The sequence below is a fragment of the Bdellovibrio sp. KM01 genome, from assembly GCF_013752535.1.
Classification (GTDB): domain Bacteria; phylum Bdellovibrionota; class Bdellovibrionia; order Bdellovibrionales; family Bdellovibrionaceae; genus Bdellovibrio.
Window position 1 is genome coordinate 1,633,999 of sequence record NZ_CP058348.1, and the last position, 16,113, is coordinate 1,650,111.

Below are 16,113 nucleotides of genomic sequence, written 5' to 3' on the forward strand. Positions count from 1 at the left end.
TAAATTACTTTCTCCAATAAGTCGTAAGCCACTTCCAAACTTCAGGGCGGCGCTCTCCTATGTCAAAATGATTTCCATCAAATTCGACATAGTCATGAGCAATACCCATTCCAGTTAAGACTGCCGAGATCTGACGGGCTCCGTACTGCAAATGGAAGTTGTCTTTGGTGCCTACGTCTAAATACAACGCGTGGAGCTTGCGTAAGGCATCGCGACGTTTTGGCAAAAAGTGGACAGGATCTTTTTCTAACCAGTGTTCCCAAATTTCAACAATCTTATTCCCAGTGCGCGGATCCAATGGGAAATGAAAATCACCGGAGGAGCCTTTTGGTGAATAGCAAGCTGACATTCCAAAGGCATTTAATAATGAATGCCAATTGCGAAATTTGGTAAGCTTGCCATTGCGAAGTTCTTCTAAAACGCGCAATCCCGATTGGCCGTATTTTTCCCAAACAGGAAGTGCCTGGTATAGATCGTTGATGATGCTCGCATCGAAAAATGAATCCGGTGCAATCGCGGCACATAAACCAAAGGTCTCAGGGAAAAGACTTGCCAGTTGCAATGCTCCGTAACCGCCACTGGATCCGCCCATCACACACCATTCTTTGGGATCTTTCGAAACGGGATAGTGTGAAAGTGCGGGCACGATCTCTGTCATAATATAATCTTGATAATTTCCCACCGCAGAAGAGTTTAAAAACTGCGCTCCTCCCCATGTGGTGAGTGCATCCACAAATACATACAAAGCTTCCGGAGCCTCACCGCGGGAGCACGCTTGATCAATCACTTGAATCGTATTTTGTTCGTTGAATTTCGCATTGAAATAAAAAGGCGCATTCCCACTGAAACCGCCCAAGACCAAAACCACAGGCCAAGGTCCTTTGTTCTTCGGCAAAAGCAGGGGGTTAAAGCGAGTGGCAGAGTCATTCAATGGATTGTCTTTTAAACACTGACTGCGGATTTGCAGTGTCTCGATTTGAAAGTTATGAACTTCATAAGCGCGATAATTAGTGAGTGTGTCGAAGTGTTTCATATTGAGAATGCTATCAGGCCTTTTAGATTAAAAGCAATAATCTCGATTTAAGAAAGCAGCGTCATGATGTGGGACTTAAGTGTTAAATCTTCATCTCGCCCTTACAAAACCCTCTGAAAAATCCGAAAATAGTAAGAGCACTATTGCAGTGGAGCCTCAATGAAACATCAATTCTGTGGCCTTCTTATGGGGGCGTTTATTCCGTTGTTTGCAATGACTGCTGAGGCAGCTTTGGGCGACCAACTTGTGACGACATCTTCAACTTCTTCAGCTCGCAAAGCCACATCATCAGGCTCCAGTTATTCCGTTTCGGAAGCAACAACAGATGACGGTGTGAAGGTTCGTCAGTACGTCGACTCCCAAGGTCGCGTCTTTGCAATTTCCTGGAAGGGTGCAACGCTTCCGCCATTGAGTGAGCTTTTGGGGGCATATCTGCCTGAATATAAAAAAGAAGTGAAATCCCGAGGTCGTCAATTTGGCCGCCGCTCTTTAAAAGTTTCCACCGACAATATCGTGGTCGAAGGTTCCAGTCGTCAGACGGATCAACGCGGTCGCGCCTATATTCCTGCAAGTTTACCGCAGGGCTTTGACCTAAAGGAAATTAACTTCAATGAATAACATCAAAGCAGCTCTTATTCTGATCGGTGGACTCATTGTCAGTTTCAACCAAGTGGCCTGCACAGCCAGCGGCACCAGTTCGCGCTCTTTGGCAGCAGCCGTTTATTTTCCAACGACCTTAACCGGAGACAATGTTGTTCCAATGTCTGTGGGAGCTTGTGGTGTGAATGGCTATGAAAATGAGCCCTGTATTAGCATCACTCTGTGTGCGCCAGGTACGACAACTTGCCAGACGATTGATAACATCCTGGTCGATACGGGCAGTTATGGTCTGAAAGTATTTAAATCTTTAATCACGATTCCATTGACGCAAATTTCTGTTAGCGGAGGAGGCTCCCTGGCAAGTTGTACCGGATACCTTGATGGTTCAGGTCACTGGGGCGAAGTTGTGCGTGCGGATGTGAAGCTGGGTGGCCTTAGCACTCAAGCGACAGTGACTGCGGGTATTCCGATTGTGACTTTGAATGCGAGTTATGCAAATGCTTCGGGTTGCAGTGATGAGCCTGATACGACTCCTGCAGTGGCCGGGTTTAACGGGATCATTGGTGTGGGTCCCTTCGTTGAAGACTGCAGTGTTAATGACACGGGCACAAATCCTTGCGTAGTGGCTGCTAAATCACTTTATTGGAAATGTACCGGTAACAACTGTCAGAAAACGGCGGTGCCAGCTTCTGATCAGGTGGCCAATCCCGTGGCTAAACTCGCGGCTCCATATAATACTGGAGTCGTCTTAAAGCTTCCTTCGGTCAGTTCGACAGGGGCGGGCGCAGCTTATGGCTATATGGTCCTGGGTATTGGCTCTGATTCCAATAATACTGCGACGGGTACAACGATCTTTCCTGTGGAAAATGATGCGACCTTCGTGACGACGTATAACGGAACTTCGAATCCAAGTGGTGGATCCGACTATGATTATGCCTTTATTGATAGCGGAACGAACTTCAATGGTTTCCCTCGTCTGGGGGGCTCACCCACATTGTGTTCCGGTGGTTCAGGGTTTTATTGCCCAGCCTCTGAAATCAATGTTTATGCAATTATGAAATCCGGATCCGTAACCCAACAGGTTACTTTCAAAGTGGGGAACATGTTCACCCTGGCTTCGGCAGACCCACAAAGTAAGGTCTTTAATAATATCGCCTTCGATACCTCTGATATGGGTAGTACCGTGGCTGATATCCCTTTTGACTGGGGATTGCCGTTTTTCTTAGGGAGATCGGTCTATGTGGGAATCAAAGGAACCTCGCCAACGATCAATGGATCTGCGACGGCGGGACCGTTTTGGGCATTCTAAGTTGCTGAAATCATAAGATTATTAAAAGGACGCCGGGGCGTCCTTTTTTCGTTTGAAAGTGCCCTTAAAGTGCTTGCTTTTCCCCCGTATTCGACCTAAAACCATGAGTCCGTATTTATGACTGACTAGGGCACTACTAAGAGTCTTCCCCATCGGGAGGAACGCCTTATCGGAGACAAGGGAATACCTATGAAAATGCGTACTCACTCAGGCGCTAAAAAACGCATGAAAGTTACAGCGAGCGGCAAAGTTAAGAAAAAAAGCACTCGCATGCGTCACTTGAACTCTCACATGAGCTCAAAAACAAAAAGACAACTTGGTAAAACATCTTACGTAGAAGACGCGAACATGCTTCAAGCACGTCGCTGCCTAGTATTCTAATTCGGTTTTTAAGTTTAAATAAATTTTCTCTCTTAAGCCGTAACAATTAGGCAGTAGAGATTGCTACTCCGACGAAGTCGGAGTGAATAAAACATAGAGGTTCAAAATGGCTCGTGTAAAATCTGGTAAAACAAATCGTGCTCGTCACAAAAAAGTTCTTAAAAGAGCAAAAGGTTACTACAGCGCTGGTTCTCGTGCATACATCCACGCGGTAGAAAAAAATGACCGTGGTATGGCTTTCGCTTACCGCGATCGTAAAGCTAAAAAACGCAACTTCCGCACTTTGTGGAATCAACGTATCAATGCAGCTGCTCGTGCAAACGGCACTACATACTCTCGTTTGATTGGTGGCTTGATTAAAGCTGGCATCCAAGTTGACCGTAAAGTTTTGGCGAACTTGGCTATCACAGACGCAGCAGGCTTCACAGCACTTTGCAAACACGCTTTGGCATAGCGCCAACTGGCGCTTGAGGCGAACCGCCCCGGCGCTCATAGGGAGCAACGGCGATGAGCGAATCCAATACGCAGTTTGAAAACAGAAAGCGCGATCACATAAGAATCGCGCTGGACCCAAGGTCTCAGACCGAGGGACAAACCGGATTGGATTCGATCGAATTAATTCATGAGGCTCTGCCTGATTTGAATTTTAAAGAGGTCGATATTTCGACCTCTTTTTCTTTTTCTAAAGGGATGTCTTCTCAGACACTCTCACTTTCTTCTCCGATTTTTATCTCATCGATGACTGCAGGCCATGAACATGGTCGTGAAATCAATATGGCTTTGGCTCGCTTAAGCGATCGTCGTCAGATTTTGATGGGTGTCGGATCACAACGTCGTGAATTGAATGATACCAATGCTGCCGAGGAATGGACTCAGGTGCGCAAAGTCGCACCGAAAGCCCGTTTGCTGGGAAATATTGGTATTGCACAATTGATCAAAACACCTCTGGATGGCATCCGTCGTCTGGTAGATGCCACAGAAGCTGTGGCGTTGTTTGTCCATGTAAACCCTCTGCAAGAAGTTTTGCAGCCAGAGGGCACGACAGACTTTAAGAACTCCTTACAAGCCATTGAAAACCTCGTGAAATTCGCAGAGGTTCCTGTGATAGTGAAGGAAGTTGGCTGTGGGTTTTCGACAAGTACTTTGAAGCGCTTAGAAGGCACGGGCATAGCTGCTGTCGACGTCGCTGGCAAAGGTGGAACTCACTGGGGCCGTGTAGAAGGCTATCGTTCTGAAGAGACCGAAATGCTTTATCACGCAGCTCAAACTTACGCGAACTGGGGAATCAGCACGGTAGAGTCTTTACTTAATGCTGAGGAAGCCAGAGTAAGCTTTGAGATTTGGGCATCGGGCGGCGTGCGTACGGGCCTTGATGTCGCTAAACTGTGTGCGTTGGGAGCAAAAAAGGTCGGCATCGCAAAGCCATTTTTGGAAGCGGCCTTATCAGAGGCTCAAGATGCTGACATGGCACTTGAGAATTTACTCAACCGTTTAGAAACTGAACTTAAGATCGCGCTATTTTGTACAGGCAGCAAAACAATCGCTGAACTGGCAACGAAGAAGGTGATTCGATGAAAAAACAACTGCAAGAAATCTTCAAAGGTTTCTCAAAACTTACTCGCCAGGAACGTCTGGATTCATTGGTGGAAGTTGGTGCTTTACAACAAGCAGACGTGGACTACATCTCTAAGGGTGGTTTGCGTGACACGACTCTGGGTGAGAAGTTCATTGAAAACGTGATTGGTTATTTCCAGATGCCATTGGGAGTTGCAACGAACTTCCGTATCGATGGCAAAGACTTTGTTATTCCTATGGCGGTGGAGGAAACTTCTATCGTAGCGGCTGTATGTAAATCCGCTAAATGGATCCGTGAATCCGGTTCTATCACAACGGAAGTTGTGGGAGCTGAGATCATCGGTCAAATTCAAATCGCGAAAGTGAAAGACTTTGCGACTTTCGAAAAACAATTATTAGCACAAAAAAACTACATGATCGAAATCTCTAACCGCGAAGTGGCTTTCGGCCTGGTTCGACGCGGTGGTGGTGTTCGTGATATTCAAGTTCGCCGTGTCCCTCGTGGTGACGGCACGGATATGGCTGTGGTTCACGTCCTGATGGATCCTTGTGATGCCATGGGTGCGAACATCATGAATCAAGTGTGCGAATACTTAAAAGAGCCGATCGAACAATTCACAGGTGAAAAAGTGACGATGTGTATCCTATCAAACTTGGTAGACACTAAAATCACTCGCGCTGTGGTTCATATCAAAGACATTGATCCTGCTTTGGCCGAAAAAATTGAAGAAGCATCTTTGTTTGCGCAAATGGATCCGTACCGTGCGGCGACGAACAACAAGGGTGTACTTAACGGTATCGACCCCGTGTTAGTGGCGACAGGTAACGACTGGCGCGCAGTGGAAGCTGGCATTCATGCTTACGCTTGCCGTGACGGTCAGTACCGTTCGATCACAAAATGGTACCGTGATAACGGCGGCCTGACAGGGGTGTTTGAGGCTCCCTTGGTTGTGGGCACTGTGGGTGGGGTTACCACTCTTCATCCAACAGCGATGATGTGTATGAAGATGCTGGGCACTCAGTCTGCAAATGAACTTTCTCGTGTGATTGCAGCTGTGGGCTTGGTGCAGAACCTGGGTGCTTTGAAGGCTCTAACGACTGTTGGAATCATCGAAGGTCACATGAAACTTCATACAAAAAATCTGGCCTTGGGTGCGGGCGCTGAAGAGCGCGAAATCCCAGCTGTTCAGAAAAAACTTGAAGAGATTTTGACGATTCGTAAGCGTATTTCCCTTAGCAATGCGATTGAAGTTCTTAAGGAACTTCGTGCGGGTCAGGCGACAAGCTCGACTCAGCACCCTCATTAGAGGAGGCCTTTTGGCATTGTCGTGCACGATTCCTGGTAAGACTTTTTTGGTGGGCGAGTATTTAGCCCTCCATGGTGGACCGACCTTGTCGGCTCTGACAAAGCCATGCTTTGAATTGATCGCACGCAAAGCCAACTACTCCGTCGAAGCCGGAGGGCAGGCAGGATCTTTGGGGAGCATTCATCCTGAATCTCCCGCTGGGAAATTCATTCTAGATCATTCCGATTATTTCAATAAATTCGACCTCCAATTCTCTGATCCTTATCAAGGCATGGGTGGCTTTGGTGCATCAACAGCTCAGTTTTTGGGAGCCTATGCTCTTTGGATGTATCAGGAATCTCATCAGATCGGGATGGAAGCTCCTTTTGATTTTAAGCATCTGCTTTCCGTATATCAAAAATATGCTTGGAACGGTCAGGGGACTCCACCAAGTGGAGCGGATCTGATTGCGCAAATGAAGGGGAGCATGTGCTTCTTTGAAAAGCGCAAAGGCTTGGTGTCGATCGCGGGTTGGCCGTTTGAGGATATGGAATTCCATTTGATCCATACGGGCAATAAAGTGGCGACGCATGAGCATTTGAAGAATTTAAAAGAATTTGATTCCAGTGCTCTGGAAAAAGCCGCGTATCAAGTTCAGGATGCCTTTGGCACGGCAAATTCGACTGAATTGCTTGTAGGGGTGAATGCCTATGCGAAAGCTTTGCAGGCTTTGGGATTCACTTGTGAACCGACGTTAAGGCTTTTGGCGGGCATTCGTGCTGTGCCAGGAGTTTTGGCGGCTAAAGGTTGCGGCGCTTTAGGTGCTGACGTTTTGTTTGTCTTTACTGAAAAAAATAAATCTGCTGCCTTGGAACAGTATTGTCATTCGGTGAATGTAAAGCTGGTGGCTTCGCACCGAAGTATTTCCCTGGGTCTTCAAGTTGCAGAACGCGCTGATGCTGTCGGTGTGGTTTAAGGAAAATTAGTCATGAATCAAGTTTTAGTCTCTGCTCCCTCAAATATCGCGCTGATCAAGTACATGGGTAAAATCGAAGGCACTGGTAATCAGCCGACGAATGCCTCTTTGTCTTATACCTTGGAAAACTTGCGCACGTTTGTGCGTTTGACCGAGATCGACGGTGGCGCGGATTTGTGGAAGCCTTTGATTCGTGAAGATCTTGAAAAAATCGATCTTTCAGAAAAAGGTCAGCAGCGCTTTCTAAAACATTTTGCGAATTTGAAATCAAGATGGGGAGTTCAAAAAAACTTCCTGGTGGAATCTGCGAATAACTTTCCCTCGGACTGTGGTCTGGCGAGTTCTGCTTCGAGCTTTGCCGCTTTGACTTTGGCGGCGGCAGAGATGTTTCAAAAACTAAATCCACAACCGTGGGGAGCTGATCTGAAAACTTTGTCAGAGCTTTCCCGTCAGGGGTCTGGTTCTTCTTGTCGTTCTTTGTTTTCTCCGTGGGCATTGTGGAAGCATGAATATGCTCAACCGATGAATTTGCCTGTTAAAAACATGCATCACATTTGTGTGGTGGTGGAGGCTTCTAAAAAAGAGGTGTCTTCGTCTGAGGCTCACAAGCTTGTTACCACAAGTCCTCGTTTTGCAGGCCGTGTGGAGCGTGCAGAACTTCGTTTGGCTGATTTAAGTCAGGCTTTGCAATCGACGGATTGGCACATGGCCCGTCAAATCGTGTGGGATGAATTCATCGATATGCACCGCTTATTTGAAACAAGTCAGCCGTCATTTAGCTATATGACGGATGCTTCGAAGCAAGTTTTGGAAGAATGCCAAAAGCTTTGGAATCGCTGGCAGGATGGACCGCTCGTGACAATGGATGCCGGTGCCAATGTGCACATGCTTTTCCGTCACGATCAGATCAAACGCTATTCTGAATACCGCGAACATTTCGGCAAACAGTTTAAGATTTTAGCTTTTGAAGGTGTGATTCCAGATGTCCACTAACTTTCAGTGTACTGCTTATGGAAAATGGATTTTGGCTGGCGAACACTCGGTGATTCGCGGCTATCCTTCATTGGTATTTCCAATTCCGTCACGAACTTTGGAATTGGAGTACAAAGCGGGTGATCATGCTTTGCAATTGGAGCTTCGTGGCGATCACGGGCAGGAGTTGCAATTATTGATTTGGGGAGTGCTGGAAAGAGCTTTCCAGTTAAAAGGTATTTCTCGTCAAAATTTGACAGGCACTTTGTATATGGATTCTTCGTTGCCTGTGGGCGCGGGCATGGGGGCTTCGGCCGCTTTGTGCGTGGCTTTGACTCGTTGGTTGGGGCACCTGGGGTATGTCCAGGAAGCTGAATATTTTGATTTCGCACGCAATCTGGAAGATCTTTTCCACGGTGAAAGCAGTGGGATTGATATCGCTGTCGCTTTGTCGGGGGAGGGTTTGCGTTTTGTTCGTAACGGTGAACGTAAGCAAATCACGCCGAAATGGAAACCTCGTTGGTATATTTCCTATTCCGGTAAGCGTGGTGTGACGGTGGATGCCGTCAATAAGGTGAAAGAACTTTTGGCGAAGCAACCTCCGAAAGGTCAGCAAATTGATTTGCATATGGCGAAAGCAGTCGAGACGGCTCAGGAGGCGCTGATGATGGATGAAGAGCAAGGACGTAAGGTCTTGGTTCAAGCCATTGAAATGGGTGCAGACTGCTTTGAGCAATGGGGTCTTAATGATGGGGCTCCGGCAAATCATATTCAGTGGTTGCGCAATCAAGGTGCGATTGCGGTGAAGCCTACGGGTTCAGGTGGCGGAGGCTATGTGATTTCTTTGTGGGACAAAGAGCCAACAGCGGAAACTCTTAAAGAGCTTATTCCCTGTTAGTAGTTTAAATTTATATTCTCAATAAAAAAAAGCCTCTCGTTTTGCGAGAGGCTTTTTAGTTTTAACGGGAATGAGTTGTTGGTTATTTGCAGATCGAAATGGCTTTCGTCGCTGCAACTATTTTTGCGTAAGGTGCATTTGTGGAACGTAGCACTGCCCAATAGCGTGCGCCACCTTTCCAGCTGCCGCTGACTTGCCCAGCGATGCGAGCATCTTTGCCCATCCAGCGATTCAAGATGCGAATACCGCAGCTCAAATTTTTGTAAGGGTCGTGCAAGTCAGAAGTCGACTTCAATCCGCAGCCGTAGGCATTGCCACTTTCAACCGAAAGTTGTAAAAGGCCGGCGCTGATCACGTTGTTGCCTGAGCTGTCGTTAAAGTTTTCAGTGTAGTTCAGGTTCGTATTGAAACTGCTTTCGTACTTAGTCATCTGCGACAACAAGTAAACCCAGAAGTTTTTACGCTGATCGCGAGTCAAAGTATTGTATTTCGGGCAGAATGTCGTGCCATCTGCTGGAATAACATCCAGAAGATCGTCGCCCAAAACTTCAAGCTGAGTCATCACGTGAGCTGTCCAAAGCTTGCCATCTGTTTTTGCAGCTTCCCAAATAGGAGCTACCGCTAATGCACCCGGAGTCGGACTTGTCGTCGGCGTCGGCGTTACCGTTGGTGACGGTGACGGTGAAGGGGTTGGTGTTGGATCAGGGGTCGAAATTCCGGAAGATGAATTATCATCGCCGGTCGTGCTAGAAAGTTGACTGGAGCTGAGGGAACCATTGTTTCCGCAGGCAACCAGAAATCCCGAGATCAAAATAAAAATTGTTGTTTTTAGTTTCAATCTTGCCATGGCAAACAGATCGGTCGCGGCCCGAAAAACCTTTACAGTTGCGGAAACTGTAAAAAATGTGAACGGCAATGAGTGGATTTTGAGACTAAAAATTAGACGCTAGTCGCGTGAAAAGCACGACTGGAGCGGGCTTCAGAGTGTTGACTCAGAGTGAATGCTCTAGTGAATATTCCGCAACGTCGAGTGAATATCCTGACGGAAAAGTCTCCAGACGGGAGGAAGGCTTGCAATCATCACGGCGAAAATTGCGAAGGCTCCTGTCACTAAAATCATCCACCACGGCCAATTGCTCGCAGTCGGAGCTGGCAGATTGCCTCCTGCTGTCGAGAGAATAATCGGATTCAGTATGAATTCTAACAGGGCTGCCAGTATGATGGCAGAAAAGCCCATCATCAGTCCTTCTGTTATTAATAGACCGGTTAGTTCTGCGCGAGAACGGCCCAGGGCGCGCAGGACTGCGAGCTCTACGGTACGACCTTCCATGCGCGTGTAAAACACCGCCAGCACCGTGAGAGTGCTTGTTAAAAGTAAAATGCCCACAATCAAAAGCTGCAGAGTTTGATTTGAGCCTGACAGTTCTTGAAGACGAGTTTTTTCTTGTTCGACAAAGGCTATTTGCGAGACGGTTCGTTGATTGATCAGGCTCGCTAACGAATCCTGTCCATCAGGCGAGATGTTTAATATGAAATAACTAAGAACTCGGGGTCCCCAGATGGTTTGATACCCCGGGGTGGCAGCAACAGCTGCCTGCGCTGTTGTCAAATTCGTAAAGATTCCTTTGTCCCAGGATTTACCCGTAGGTTTTAGGATGCCGGTGATTTTTAAAGGAAACGCGGCACTGGCAATATTCGATCCATAGATTTCGGCGTGAGTGTAAATATTCTGCCCAACCGTGAGTGACTGAGAGTGCGCGACTTGCGAGCCGATCAATGCTTCTCCGGGATTTTGTGGAAACTGACCATCCTGAAGCTGAGGAGCGGAATCAGAAGGCGTCATCGAAAGTAAAGATTCATCAGTCCCGACCAATTTAAAATCTTTGTATTTCCCAAAAAACAACAGGGGCGTGATGTGAGATACGGTGAATCCATTTTGAAACTTTGATTGGTCTTCGAAAGAAATATCTTTCTTCGCCTTCAAAGTTTCGTAAAGATTTTGGGGAATATAATTTGGAACCTCGCCCTCAAAATTAAGAGCTCCCAAAAGAATATCAATTCCCCCGGATTTCGCACCCACGATGGCATCGCCTTGTGGTGCCAAAGTATCAAAACGCGAGTGAGAGAGAACTTCGAGTTTCAGCAGGACCGTAACCGCTGCAATGGCAATGGCCAAGGATAAGACTGTGATCGCCGAAGTTAGAAGGTGCCGTTTGAGATAAAGATAGGAAAGTCGCAATAAACTCATTTCACGATCTCCCTCATATCTAGAATGCGGGTGAAGTATTTTTCGACGCGGTGATCATGGCTGACCATAATCACGGACGGATGGTGCGAGCCCTCGATTAAAAGCTTCATTACTTGTTCAGCGTTTTTATCATCCAGACTGGAAGTGGGTTCGTCGGCCAAGATATTCGCGGGTTTTAAACCCAAGGCACGGGCGACGGCGATTCTTTGTTGTTCACCCAGGCTCATGCTTTGTGTGCGGCTAAAGGATTTGTCTTTCAAGCCTACGGCGCTGAGCATTTCCAAAGCGGCGTTTTTATTTAAGCCTACCAGTTCCAAATTTTCTGTCGCAGTTAAATAGGGCAGGAGATTTAGATTCTGAAAAATTAGCGACATGTTCTCTTTGCGAAGTTGGCTGATTTTACTTTCTGAAAGTTTCGCCAGGGATTCTCCATCCCAAAAAATCTCACCGAAGTGGGGAGTGTAAAGTCCCGCCAGCAGATGCAAAAGTGTTGTCTTGCCAGTACCACTGGGACCTTTGATCAAAACTCTCTCGTGACTCGCGATGGTCAGTTCAGGCAGTTTGAAAAATGGCGTGATGATATTCTGCAGACGAATTTCCATAGCCCTATGCTATGCGTGGGTTACTTCAAGTTCAAATAATACTTACGCTCTTTCTCGGGGAATTTTTCAATAGCATAACGAAGCATCGTGCGCGGCATTTGGGTCGCGTATTTATCCAAGAATTTTCTCTCGGCTTTGGCGTCACGATTTCCCACTTCACGTAGCATCCAGCCGACTGCTTTGTGAATCAGATCGTGTTCATCGTGTAAAAGGACTTCCGCGATTTTGAAAGTGTCGGCAAAGTCTTTTTGGCGCAGGAAATAGAACGTCGACATGATCGCAATTCTTCGCTCCCACAGATTTTTTGATTTCGCGTATTTGAACAGAATCGCGCGGTCTCTTTCAAACAAGTAAGGCCCCAAAACAGCCGGGGCAATGGTGTCCACCAAGTCCCAGTTATTGATGCCTTTCCTATGTTTAATTAAGAACTTAAAAATGCGGGTTTGGCCGGTGGCATTTTCCTTAGGAAACCTCTGTGACAGAACTAGTAAGGAAATGAGTCGCTCCTCATGAATCGGGGATTGGAGTAGCGTTGCAAGCTCTGAGAAAGGTAAGTCCTTGAAAGTCTTGGCAAGATTGCGGCTTTGGCCCACAGTAAGCCCCAAAAAGACGTCGCCTTCAGCATATTGTCCCGGGCCGGTTTTAAAGAATCTCTGTAATACAGGCACCCGTGTTTTGCTTTGCAGGCGCCGAATTTCTTTTTGTATTGTCATGATTTGATCATAATCCATTTTAATCACCCGCGTCGATGGCGTTTTGATAAACAACAACGCTTGATTGGAGTCATGGTCTTCATTAGGATGCGCCTCTATTCTTTAACAAATTTGAATACTAAAAAACAGGAGAACAAAATGAAAAAGTTTATGATGATGCTTTTGTCTTTGAGCTTTGTTGGTACGACAGCAATGGCGTTCGAAGGTGCATTCGTTCCTAATGAAGATGGCGCAACAGTTCAACCATTGAGAGGCATTTGCCCGGCTAAACCAGTTAAAAATGGTAACTACTGTAAACCAGTTGGCAACTCTTGCCCATCTGGCTACGACCAATTTGCAAAACTTTGCTGGGGTGGTTGGAAAAAAGGATTCTACAAATGTGGTATCTCTTGTAAACCTAAAGAACAATGCGGTTGGAACCCACACGGTGACTACCGTTGCGGTAACCCAGGTTACGGTCCAAACCCTGGTCATCACTTCTCTGCGATCTCTGGCGTTTTGAAATTGAATGAAGAAGGCGCAGTTGAATTGAAAGCTGCTAAAAACATCTGTGAAGTTCAAGGTTCTGTTCATGGTGACAACGATCATTGGACAGTTTGCCGTCCCGCTGACGGTGTGAACTGTGCTCCGGGTTACAAACGTATGAATAAATACTGCATTGGTAACTGGAAAAAACCTTTGTACCGTTGTGGTTATGTTTGCGAAAAATCTCGCAATGCTAACGACGATGGCAACGGTGGCGGCATTAACTAGTTAGTTGAATTTTTAAGGCTCCCATTCTGGGGGCCTTTTTGTTTTTTCGGAGAAGATATGAAAAAAATGATGATGATGATTTTGTCTTTGGGATTTGTCGGTACAACAGCAATGGCTTTTGAAGGTGCTTTTGTTCCAGCTCTTGATGGCAACGCGAGCGTTCAACCTTTGAAAGGTACTTGCTCTGCGGAACCAACTCCAGGTGGCAACTATTGTAAACCAGTTGGCAACTCTTGCCCTGCAGGTTACGACCAGTTCGCAAAACTTTGCTGGGGTGGTTTGAAGAAGGGTTTCCACAAATGTGGTATCTCTTGTAAGCCAACATCCCAATGTTCATGGAACCACACTGGTGACTACAGATGTTCTCGCAGTCTAGAACATGCTGGCGATCGCGCTCACAACTTGTCTGCCGTTTCAGGTGCTTTGCAATTGAATGCAGAAGGTGGCGTGGATCTTTTGAAAGCTAAAAGAACTTGTGAAGACATGGATCCAAGCGAAGCCTACGAAGGTCAAACTTGTACTCCAGCTGATGGCAACACTTGCTACGCTCCCTACAAGCGCATGGCTAAATACTGCTTTGGTGGTTGGAAACGCCCGTTGTACAAATGCGGTATCGTTTGCTCGGTTCCTCGTAAACCAACTCAAAACTAAGATCGTTTGATCTTTAGTTTAAAGGCTCCGTTCCCGGAGTCCATGAAGCCTGTTCAGAAATGAATGGGCTTTTTAAATTTCGCAAGGGCACGGAGTGTGGCCCTTTGAACAAACTCACCTAATAGAACGAATCTAATGACTGCGTCTATTTACAAAAAACTTCTTTTGGATCCACGCCGTCTTAATAACGGCCATCGTGTTCTCTCGGCGGTGGACGTGGAGCAGGATTTGCATCTTTTGCTTTGTGCGCTGGAGAGCGCTTACCCCGCAAAATGGATTATGCGTCCTGAGCAGTGGGCGGAGGTTCTTCAAAAAATAAAAGCGGTTCAGTTAGGGGCGAGCGTATACAATGATGTATTCGGTTCTGTTCTTGCGGATATTCTTTGGCAGATTCCCGATGGCCATTTGGCCGTAAAACTTGACGGTCAAATCCTGGGCAAAGAGTTTCACCGACAAACAAGGCAGCCCACGACGGGTCGCAATCTTAACGATTCCACTTCATGCACAGCGTGGAAAATTGAACAGAGAAGGACCGCGAAGGGCACTGTTTCAATTCTTGCAATTTCCCATTTTCCGCCCGCCTCGGATTCTCAGTGGTTGGGATTTTCTGAAGCTGTTTGTAGGACCTTGGATTCATCTGCTGTTATCGTCGACTTGCGCGGAAATAGGGGTGGCGATGATGCCAAAGGCTTCGAGCTCGCTTCGATTCTTCTGGGGCGAGAGCTGGAGATGGATTGGGTCCGTGAAGTTGCGTGCGAGACGGCGGAGTCTTTAGCTCTTCAGATAAATACTTACGAGCTGATTATTTGGAACAACTATGATTCTAAAGATAGAGTTGCTCCTGTCGAGCTAACGAAACATCTTGAATCATTAAAAAGTAAAGCGAGTGTGCTGGCGATCAATCCATTGGGTGACGGAAAAGTTGTTGTTGAGCAGATAGTGGGAGATGCATCTGAAACTTCATTGGCATTCAATAAAAAGATTTTCGTTTTGGTCGACGCCGTGACGGCTTCAAGTGGCGAGTGGACGGCGCTTTATTTAAAACGGCATCCGAATACAGTGATTGTTGGCGAGAATACTCATGGTATGATTCACTTCGGGAACTCGGGTTCGCTTTATTTGCCACAGAGTGGTCTGAGCATAACGTTGTGTATGAAAATCAATGAGCTGATGGATGGGCGCTTTTTTGAAAAAACGGGGATTAGTCCCGATATTCATGTCTCGAATAAAGATTCTCTCGGCCATGTTTTGGATTTGGGTGTGGAATGACTATTAAAAACTTTATTTACGGTTTTTGGCTTATTGCCTATACCGCACTCTCTTATTTCTTCTTTGTAGAGGGCGATTATAAAGTATCGTTATACGGTTGGCTGGGGCTGATGGTTTTGGTTACAACAGTAAAGCCTTTGCGGGAACATGCAGTTTTTTTGTTTGTGGTGGGCGCTTGTTTTGCAGTGGTGAATCTGATTCACCGCTTTGTTCCTTGGCTGGGTTGGCCTCTTGATTTTTATTTGGCTGCCATTGTTGGTTTTTTGATTTTGCGCTTTGGTTTCCGTAAGCCCACGGAAAAGCTGAAATGGTCGTTTTCATTTTCAAAGGCGGAGTTGCTTTCGATTTTACTAATCAATATTCCCTCCGTGGCTATTTTGATTTGGTATTATCAAGCTCACCCGGAAGTGGCTGAGATGTGGCCGAAACTTTATCTGCCATGGTGGTCTTTGCCGTTTGTGGTTTTGTTGATTGCGGCAATGAATGGTTTGCGCGAAGAGATTTTCTATCGCGGGTTATTACAGCCAGCATCCTCGAAAAATTCACCCATCTGGTATGTCATTGGCCTGCAAGCAGTACTGTTTGGATTCTTGCACTTTGCGGGATCATTTCCTCAGGGCTGGCTGGGGGTTGGAATGACCGCGGTCTGGGGCGCGGCCATCGCTATTCAGTACCAAATTTTTAAGTCGATTTCGCTTTCTTGGGTTACACATGCGATAGCCGATGCAATCATGTTCAGTATTATCCTTTACGTGCGGACGTGACGCAAAAAATGAAGGATTACAGAATAAATGAGTGACAAGAACGGCGTGTCAGATCTTATTCTCTGTGAACTCAAAAAATATTT

General features: G+C 46.5%; 18 protein-coding genes. 13 read left to right on the plus strand and 5 right to left on the minus strand.

Translation table 11 applies throughout. The annotated features are described in order from the left end of the window. Positions 1–4: 4 nt before the first annotated feature. On the minus strand, positions 5–1,033 hold the full coding sequence (locus HW988_RS07980; protein WP_181607046.1) for an esterase family protein: 1,029 nt from the start codon (positions 1,031–1,033) through the stop codon (positions 5–7). A 159-nt stretch (positions 1,034–1,192) separates the two neighbouring features. Here HW988_RS07980 and HW988_RS07985 point away from each other — a divergent pair, with 159 nt between their 5' ends. The 9 genes from HW988_RS07985 (at position 1,193) to HW988_RS08025 (ending at position 9,030) form a co-directional block, all read left to right on the plus strand. Then, entirely contained in the window at positions 1,193–1,651 is a 459-nt protein-coding gene (locus HW988_RS07985) for a DUF2844 domain-containing protein (RefSeq protein ID WP_181607048.1), read from the plus strand. Then, the gene (locus HW988_RS07990) at positions 1,644–2,942 is read left to right on the plus strand and encodes a DUF3443 family protein (protein ID WP_181607050.1); all 1,299 of its coding nucleotides are present in this window, start codon (positions 1,644–1,646) and stop codon (positions 2,940–2,942) included. Before HW988_RS07985 ends, HW988_RS07990 begins: the two co-directional genes overlap by 8 nt. 189 nt (positions 2,943–3,131) lie before the next feature. After that, positions 3,132–3,323, plus strand: a complete 192-nt coding sequence (gene rpmI, locus HW988_RS07995) for a 50S ribosomal protein L35 (RefSeq protein WP_088614378.1) — start codon at positions 3,132–3,134, stop codon at positions 3,321–3,323. 106 nt (positions 3,324–3,429) lie between these two features. Next, positions 3,430–3,777: a 50S ribosomal protein L20 gene (gene rplT / locus HW988_RS08000; protein ID WP_181607052.1), complete on the plus strand. Its 348-nt coding sequence runs from the start codon at positions 3,430–3,432 to the stop codon at positions 3,775–3,777. A gap of 53 nt (positions 3,778–3,830) precedes the next feature. Then, positions 3,831–4,898 carry a type 2 isopentenyl-diphosphate Delta-isomerase gene (gene fni, locus HW988_RS08005; RefSeq protein ID WP_181607053.1) on the plus strand — a complete coding sequence of 356 codons (1,068 nt, stop codon included), beginning with the start codon at positions 3,831–3,833 and terminating at the stop codon, positions 4,896–4,898. Beyond that, positions 4,895–6,205 carry a hydroxymethylglutaryl-CoA reductase, degradative gene (locus tag HW988_RS08010; RefSeq protein WP_142699957.1) on the plus strand — a complete coding sequence of 437 codons (1,311 nt, stop codon included), beginning with the start codon at positions 4,895–4,897 and terminating at the stop codon, positions 6,203–6,205. The genes fni and HW988_RS08010 overlap by 4 nt, the downstream gene beginning before the upstream one ends. Before the next feature lie 10 nt (positions 6,206–6,215). Next, a complete protein-coding gene (locus tag HW988_RS08015; RefSeq protein WP_181607054.1) occupies positions 6,216–7,160 on the plus strand; it encodes a hypothetical protein in 945 nt (314 codons plus the stop codon). Positions 7,161–7,172: 12 nt separating this feature from the next. Then, positions 7,173–8,153, plus strand: a complete 981-nt coding sequence (gene mvaD, locus HW988_RS08020; RefSeq protein WP_181607056.1) for a diphosphomevalonate decarboxylase — start codon at positions 7,173–7,175, stop codon at positions 8,151–8,153. Beyond that, on the plus strand, positions 8,143–9,030 hold the full coding sequence (locus HW988_RS08025; RefSeq protein ID WP_181607057.1) for a mevalonate kinase: 888 nt from the start codon (positions 8,143–8,145) through the stop codon (positions 9,028–9,030). Before mvaD ends, HW988_RS08025 begins: the two co-directional genes overlap by 11 nt. Before the next feature lie 82 nt (positions 9,031–9,112). On the opposite strand, the gene HW988_RS08030 is transcribed toward HW988_RS08025, so the two are convergent. The 4 genes from HW988_RS08030 to HW988_RS08045 form a co-directional block, all read right to left on the minus strand. Then, positions 9,113–9,877 carry a transglycosylase SLT domain-containing protein gene (locus HW988_RS08030; protein ID WP_181607059.1) on the minus strand — a complete coding sequence of 255 codons (765 nt, stop codon included), beginning with the start codon at positions 9,875–9,877 and terminating at the stop codon, positions 9,113–9,115. A gap of 159 nt (positions 9,878–10,036) precedes the next feature. Further along, positions 10,037–11,278: an ABC transporter permease gene (locus tag HW988_RS08035; protein ID WP_181607061.1), complete on the minus strand. Its 1,242-nt coding sequence runs from the start codon at positions 11,276–11,278 to the stop codon at positions 10,037–10,039. Next, positions 11,275–11,880: an ABC transporter ATP-binding protein gene (locus tag HW988_RS08040; protein WP_181607063.1), complete on the minus strand. Its 606-nt coding sequence runs from the start codon at positions 11,878–11,880 to the stop codon at positions 11,275–11,277. Before HW988_RS08040 ends, HW988_RS08035 begins: the two co-directional genes overlap by 4 nt. Before the next feature lie 20 nt (positions 11,881–11,900). Next, a complete protein-coding gene (locus HW988_RS08045; RefSeq protein WP_181607065.1) occupies positions 11,901–12,593 on the minus strand; it encodes a DNA alkylation repair protein in 693 nt (230 codons plus the stop codon). A gap of 138 nt (positions 12,594–12,731) precedes the next feature. On the opposite strand from HW988_RS08045, the gene HW988_RS08050 reads away from it, so the two are divergent. From HW988_RS08050 to HW988_RS08065, 4 genes are all read left to right on the plus strand, one after another. Next, on the plus strand, positions 12,732–13,346 hold the full coding sequence (locus HW988_RS08050; protein WP_181607067.1) for a hypothetical protein: 615 nt from the start codon (positions 12,732–12,734) through the stop codon (positions 13,344–13,346). Between the two features lie 57 nt (positions 13,347–13,403). Then, positions 13,404–13,997 carry a hypothetical protein gene (locus tag HW988_RS08055; protein WP_181607068.1) on the plus strand — a complete coding sequence of 198 codons (594 nt, stop codon included), beginning with the start codon at positions 13,404–13,406 and terminating at the stop codon, positions 13,995–13,997. 135 nt (positions 13,998–14,132) lie between these two features. Further along, positions 14,133–15,266, plus strand: a complete 1,134-nt coding sequence (locus tag HW988_RS08060; RefSeq protein WP_181607069.1) for a S41 family peptidase — start codon at positions 14,133–14,135, stop codon at positions 15,264–15,266. Next, positions 15,263–16,030 carry a CPBP family intramembrane glutamic endopeptidase gene (locus tag HW988_RS08065; protein WP_181607071.1) on the plus strand — a complete coding sequence of 256 codons (768 nt, stop codon included), beginning with the start codon at positions 15,263–15,265 and terminating at the stop codon, positions 16,028–16,030. The genes HW988_RS08060 and HW988_RS08065 overlap by 4 nt, the downstream gene beginning before the upstream one ends. The last annotated feature ends 83 nt before the right edge of the window (positions 16,031–16,113 follow it).

What these genes read in the sequence shown, in the direction of transcription:
- HW988_RS07990 (WP_181607050.1), top strand. Translation starts at nt 1,644, where the DNA reads ATGAATAACATCAAAGCAGCTCTTATTCTGATCGGTGGACTCATTGTC.
- HW988_RS08040 (WP_181607063.1), bottom strand. Translation starts at nt 11,880, where the DNA reads ATGGAAATTCGTCTGCAGAATATCATCACGCCATTTTTCAAACTGCCT.
- HW988_RS08030 (WP_181607059.1), bottom strand. Translation starts at nt 9,877, where the DNA reads ATGGCAAGATTGAAACTAAAAACAACAATTTTTATTTTGATCTCGGGA.
- HW988_RS07985 (WP_181607048.1), top strand. Translation starts at nt 1,193, where the DNA reads ATGAAACATCAATTCTGTGGCCTTCTTATGGGGGCGTTTATTCCGTTG.
- rpmI (WP_088614378.1), top strand. Translation starts at nt 3,132, where the DNA reads ATGAAAATGCGTACTCACTCAGGCGCTAAAAAACGCATGAAAGTTACA.
- HW988_RS08025 (WP_181607057.1), top strand. Translation starts at nt 8,143, where the DNA reads ATGTCCACTAACTTTCAGTGTACTGCTTATGGAAAATGGATTTTGGCT.
- rplT (WP_181607052.1), top strand. Translation starts at nt 3,430, where the DNA reads ATGGCTCGTGTAAAATCTGGTAAAACAAATCGTGCTCGTCACAAAAAA.
- HW988_RS08065 (WP_181607071.1), top strand. Translation starts at nt 15,263, where the DNA reads ATGACTATTAAAAACTTTATTTACGGTTTTTGGCTTATTGCCTATACC.
- HW988_RS08035 (WP_181607061.1), bottom strand. Translation starts at nt 11,278, where the DNA reads ATGAGTTTATTGCGACTTTCCTATCTTTATCTCAAACGGCACCTTCTA.
- mvaD (WP_181607056.1), top strand. Translation starts at nt 7,173, where the DNA reads ATGAATCAAGTTTTAGTCTCTGCTCCCTCAAATATCGCGCTGATCAAG.
- HW988_RS08050 (WP_181607067.1), top strand. Translation starts at nt 12,732, where the DNA reads ATGAAAAAGTTTATGATGATGCTTTTGTCTTTGAGCTTTGTTGGTACG.
- HW988_RS08010 (WP_142699957.1), top strand. Translation starts at nt 4,895, where the DNA reads ATGAAAAAACAACTGCAAGAAATCTTCAAAGGTTTCTCAAAACTTACT.
- HW988_RS08045 (WP_181607065.1), bottom strand. Translation starts at nt 12,593, where the DNA reads ATGACAATACAAAAAGAAATTCGGCGCCTGCAAAGCAAAACACGGGTG.
- HW988_RS07980 (WP_181607046.1), bottom strand. Translation starts at nt 1,033, where the DNA reads ATGAAACACTTCGACACACTCACTAATTATCGCGCTTATGAAGTTCAT.
- HW988_RS08060 (WP_181607069.1), top strand. Translation starts at nt 14,133, where the DNA reads ATGACTGCGTCTATTTACAAAAAACTTCTTTTGGATCCACGCCGTCTT.
- HW988_RS08055 (WP_181607068.1), top strand. Translation starts at nt 13,404, where the DNA reads ATGAAAAAAATGATGATGATGATTTTGTCTTTGGGATTTGTCGGTACA.
- fni (WP_181607053.1), top strand. Translation starts at nt 3,831, where the DNA reads ATGAGCGAATCCAATACGCAGTTTGAAAACAGAAAGCGCGATCACATA.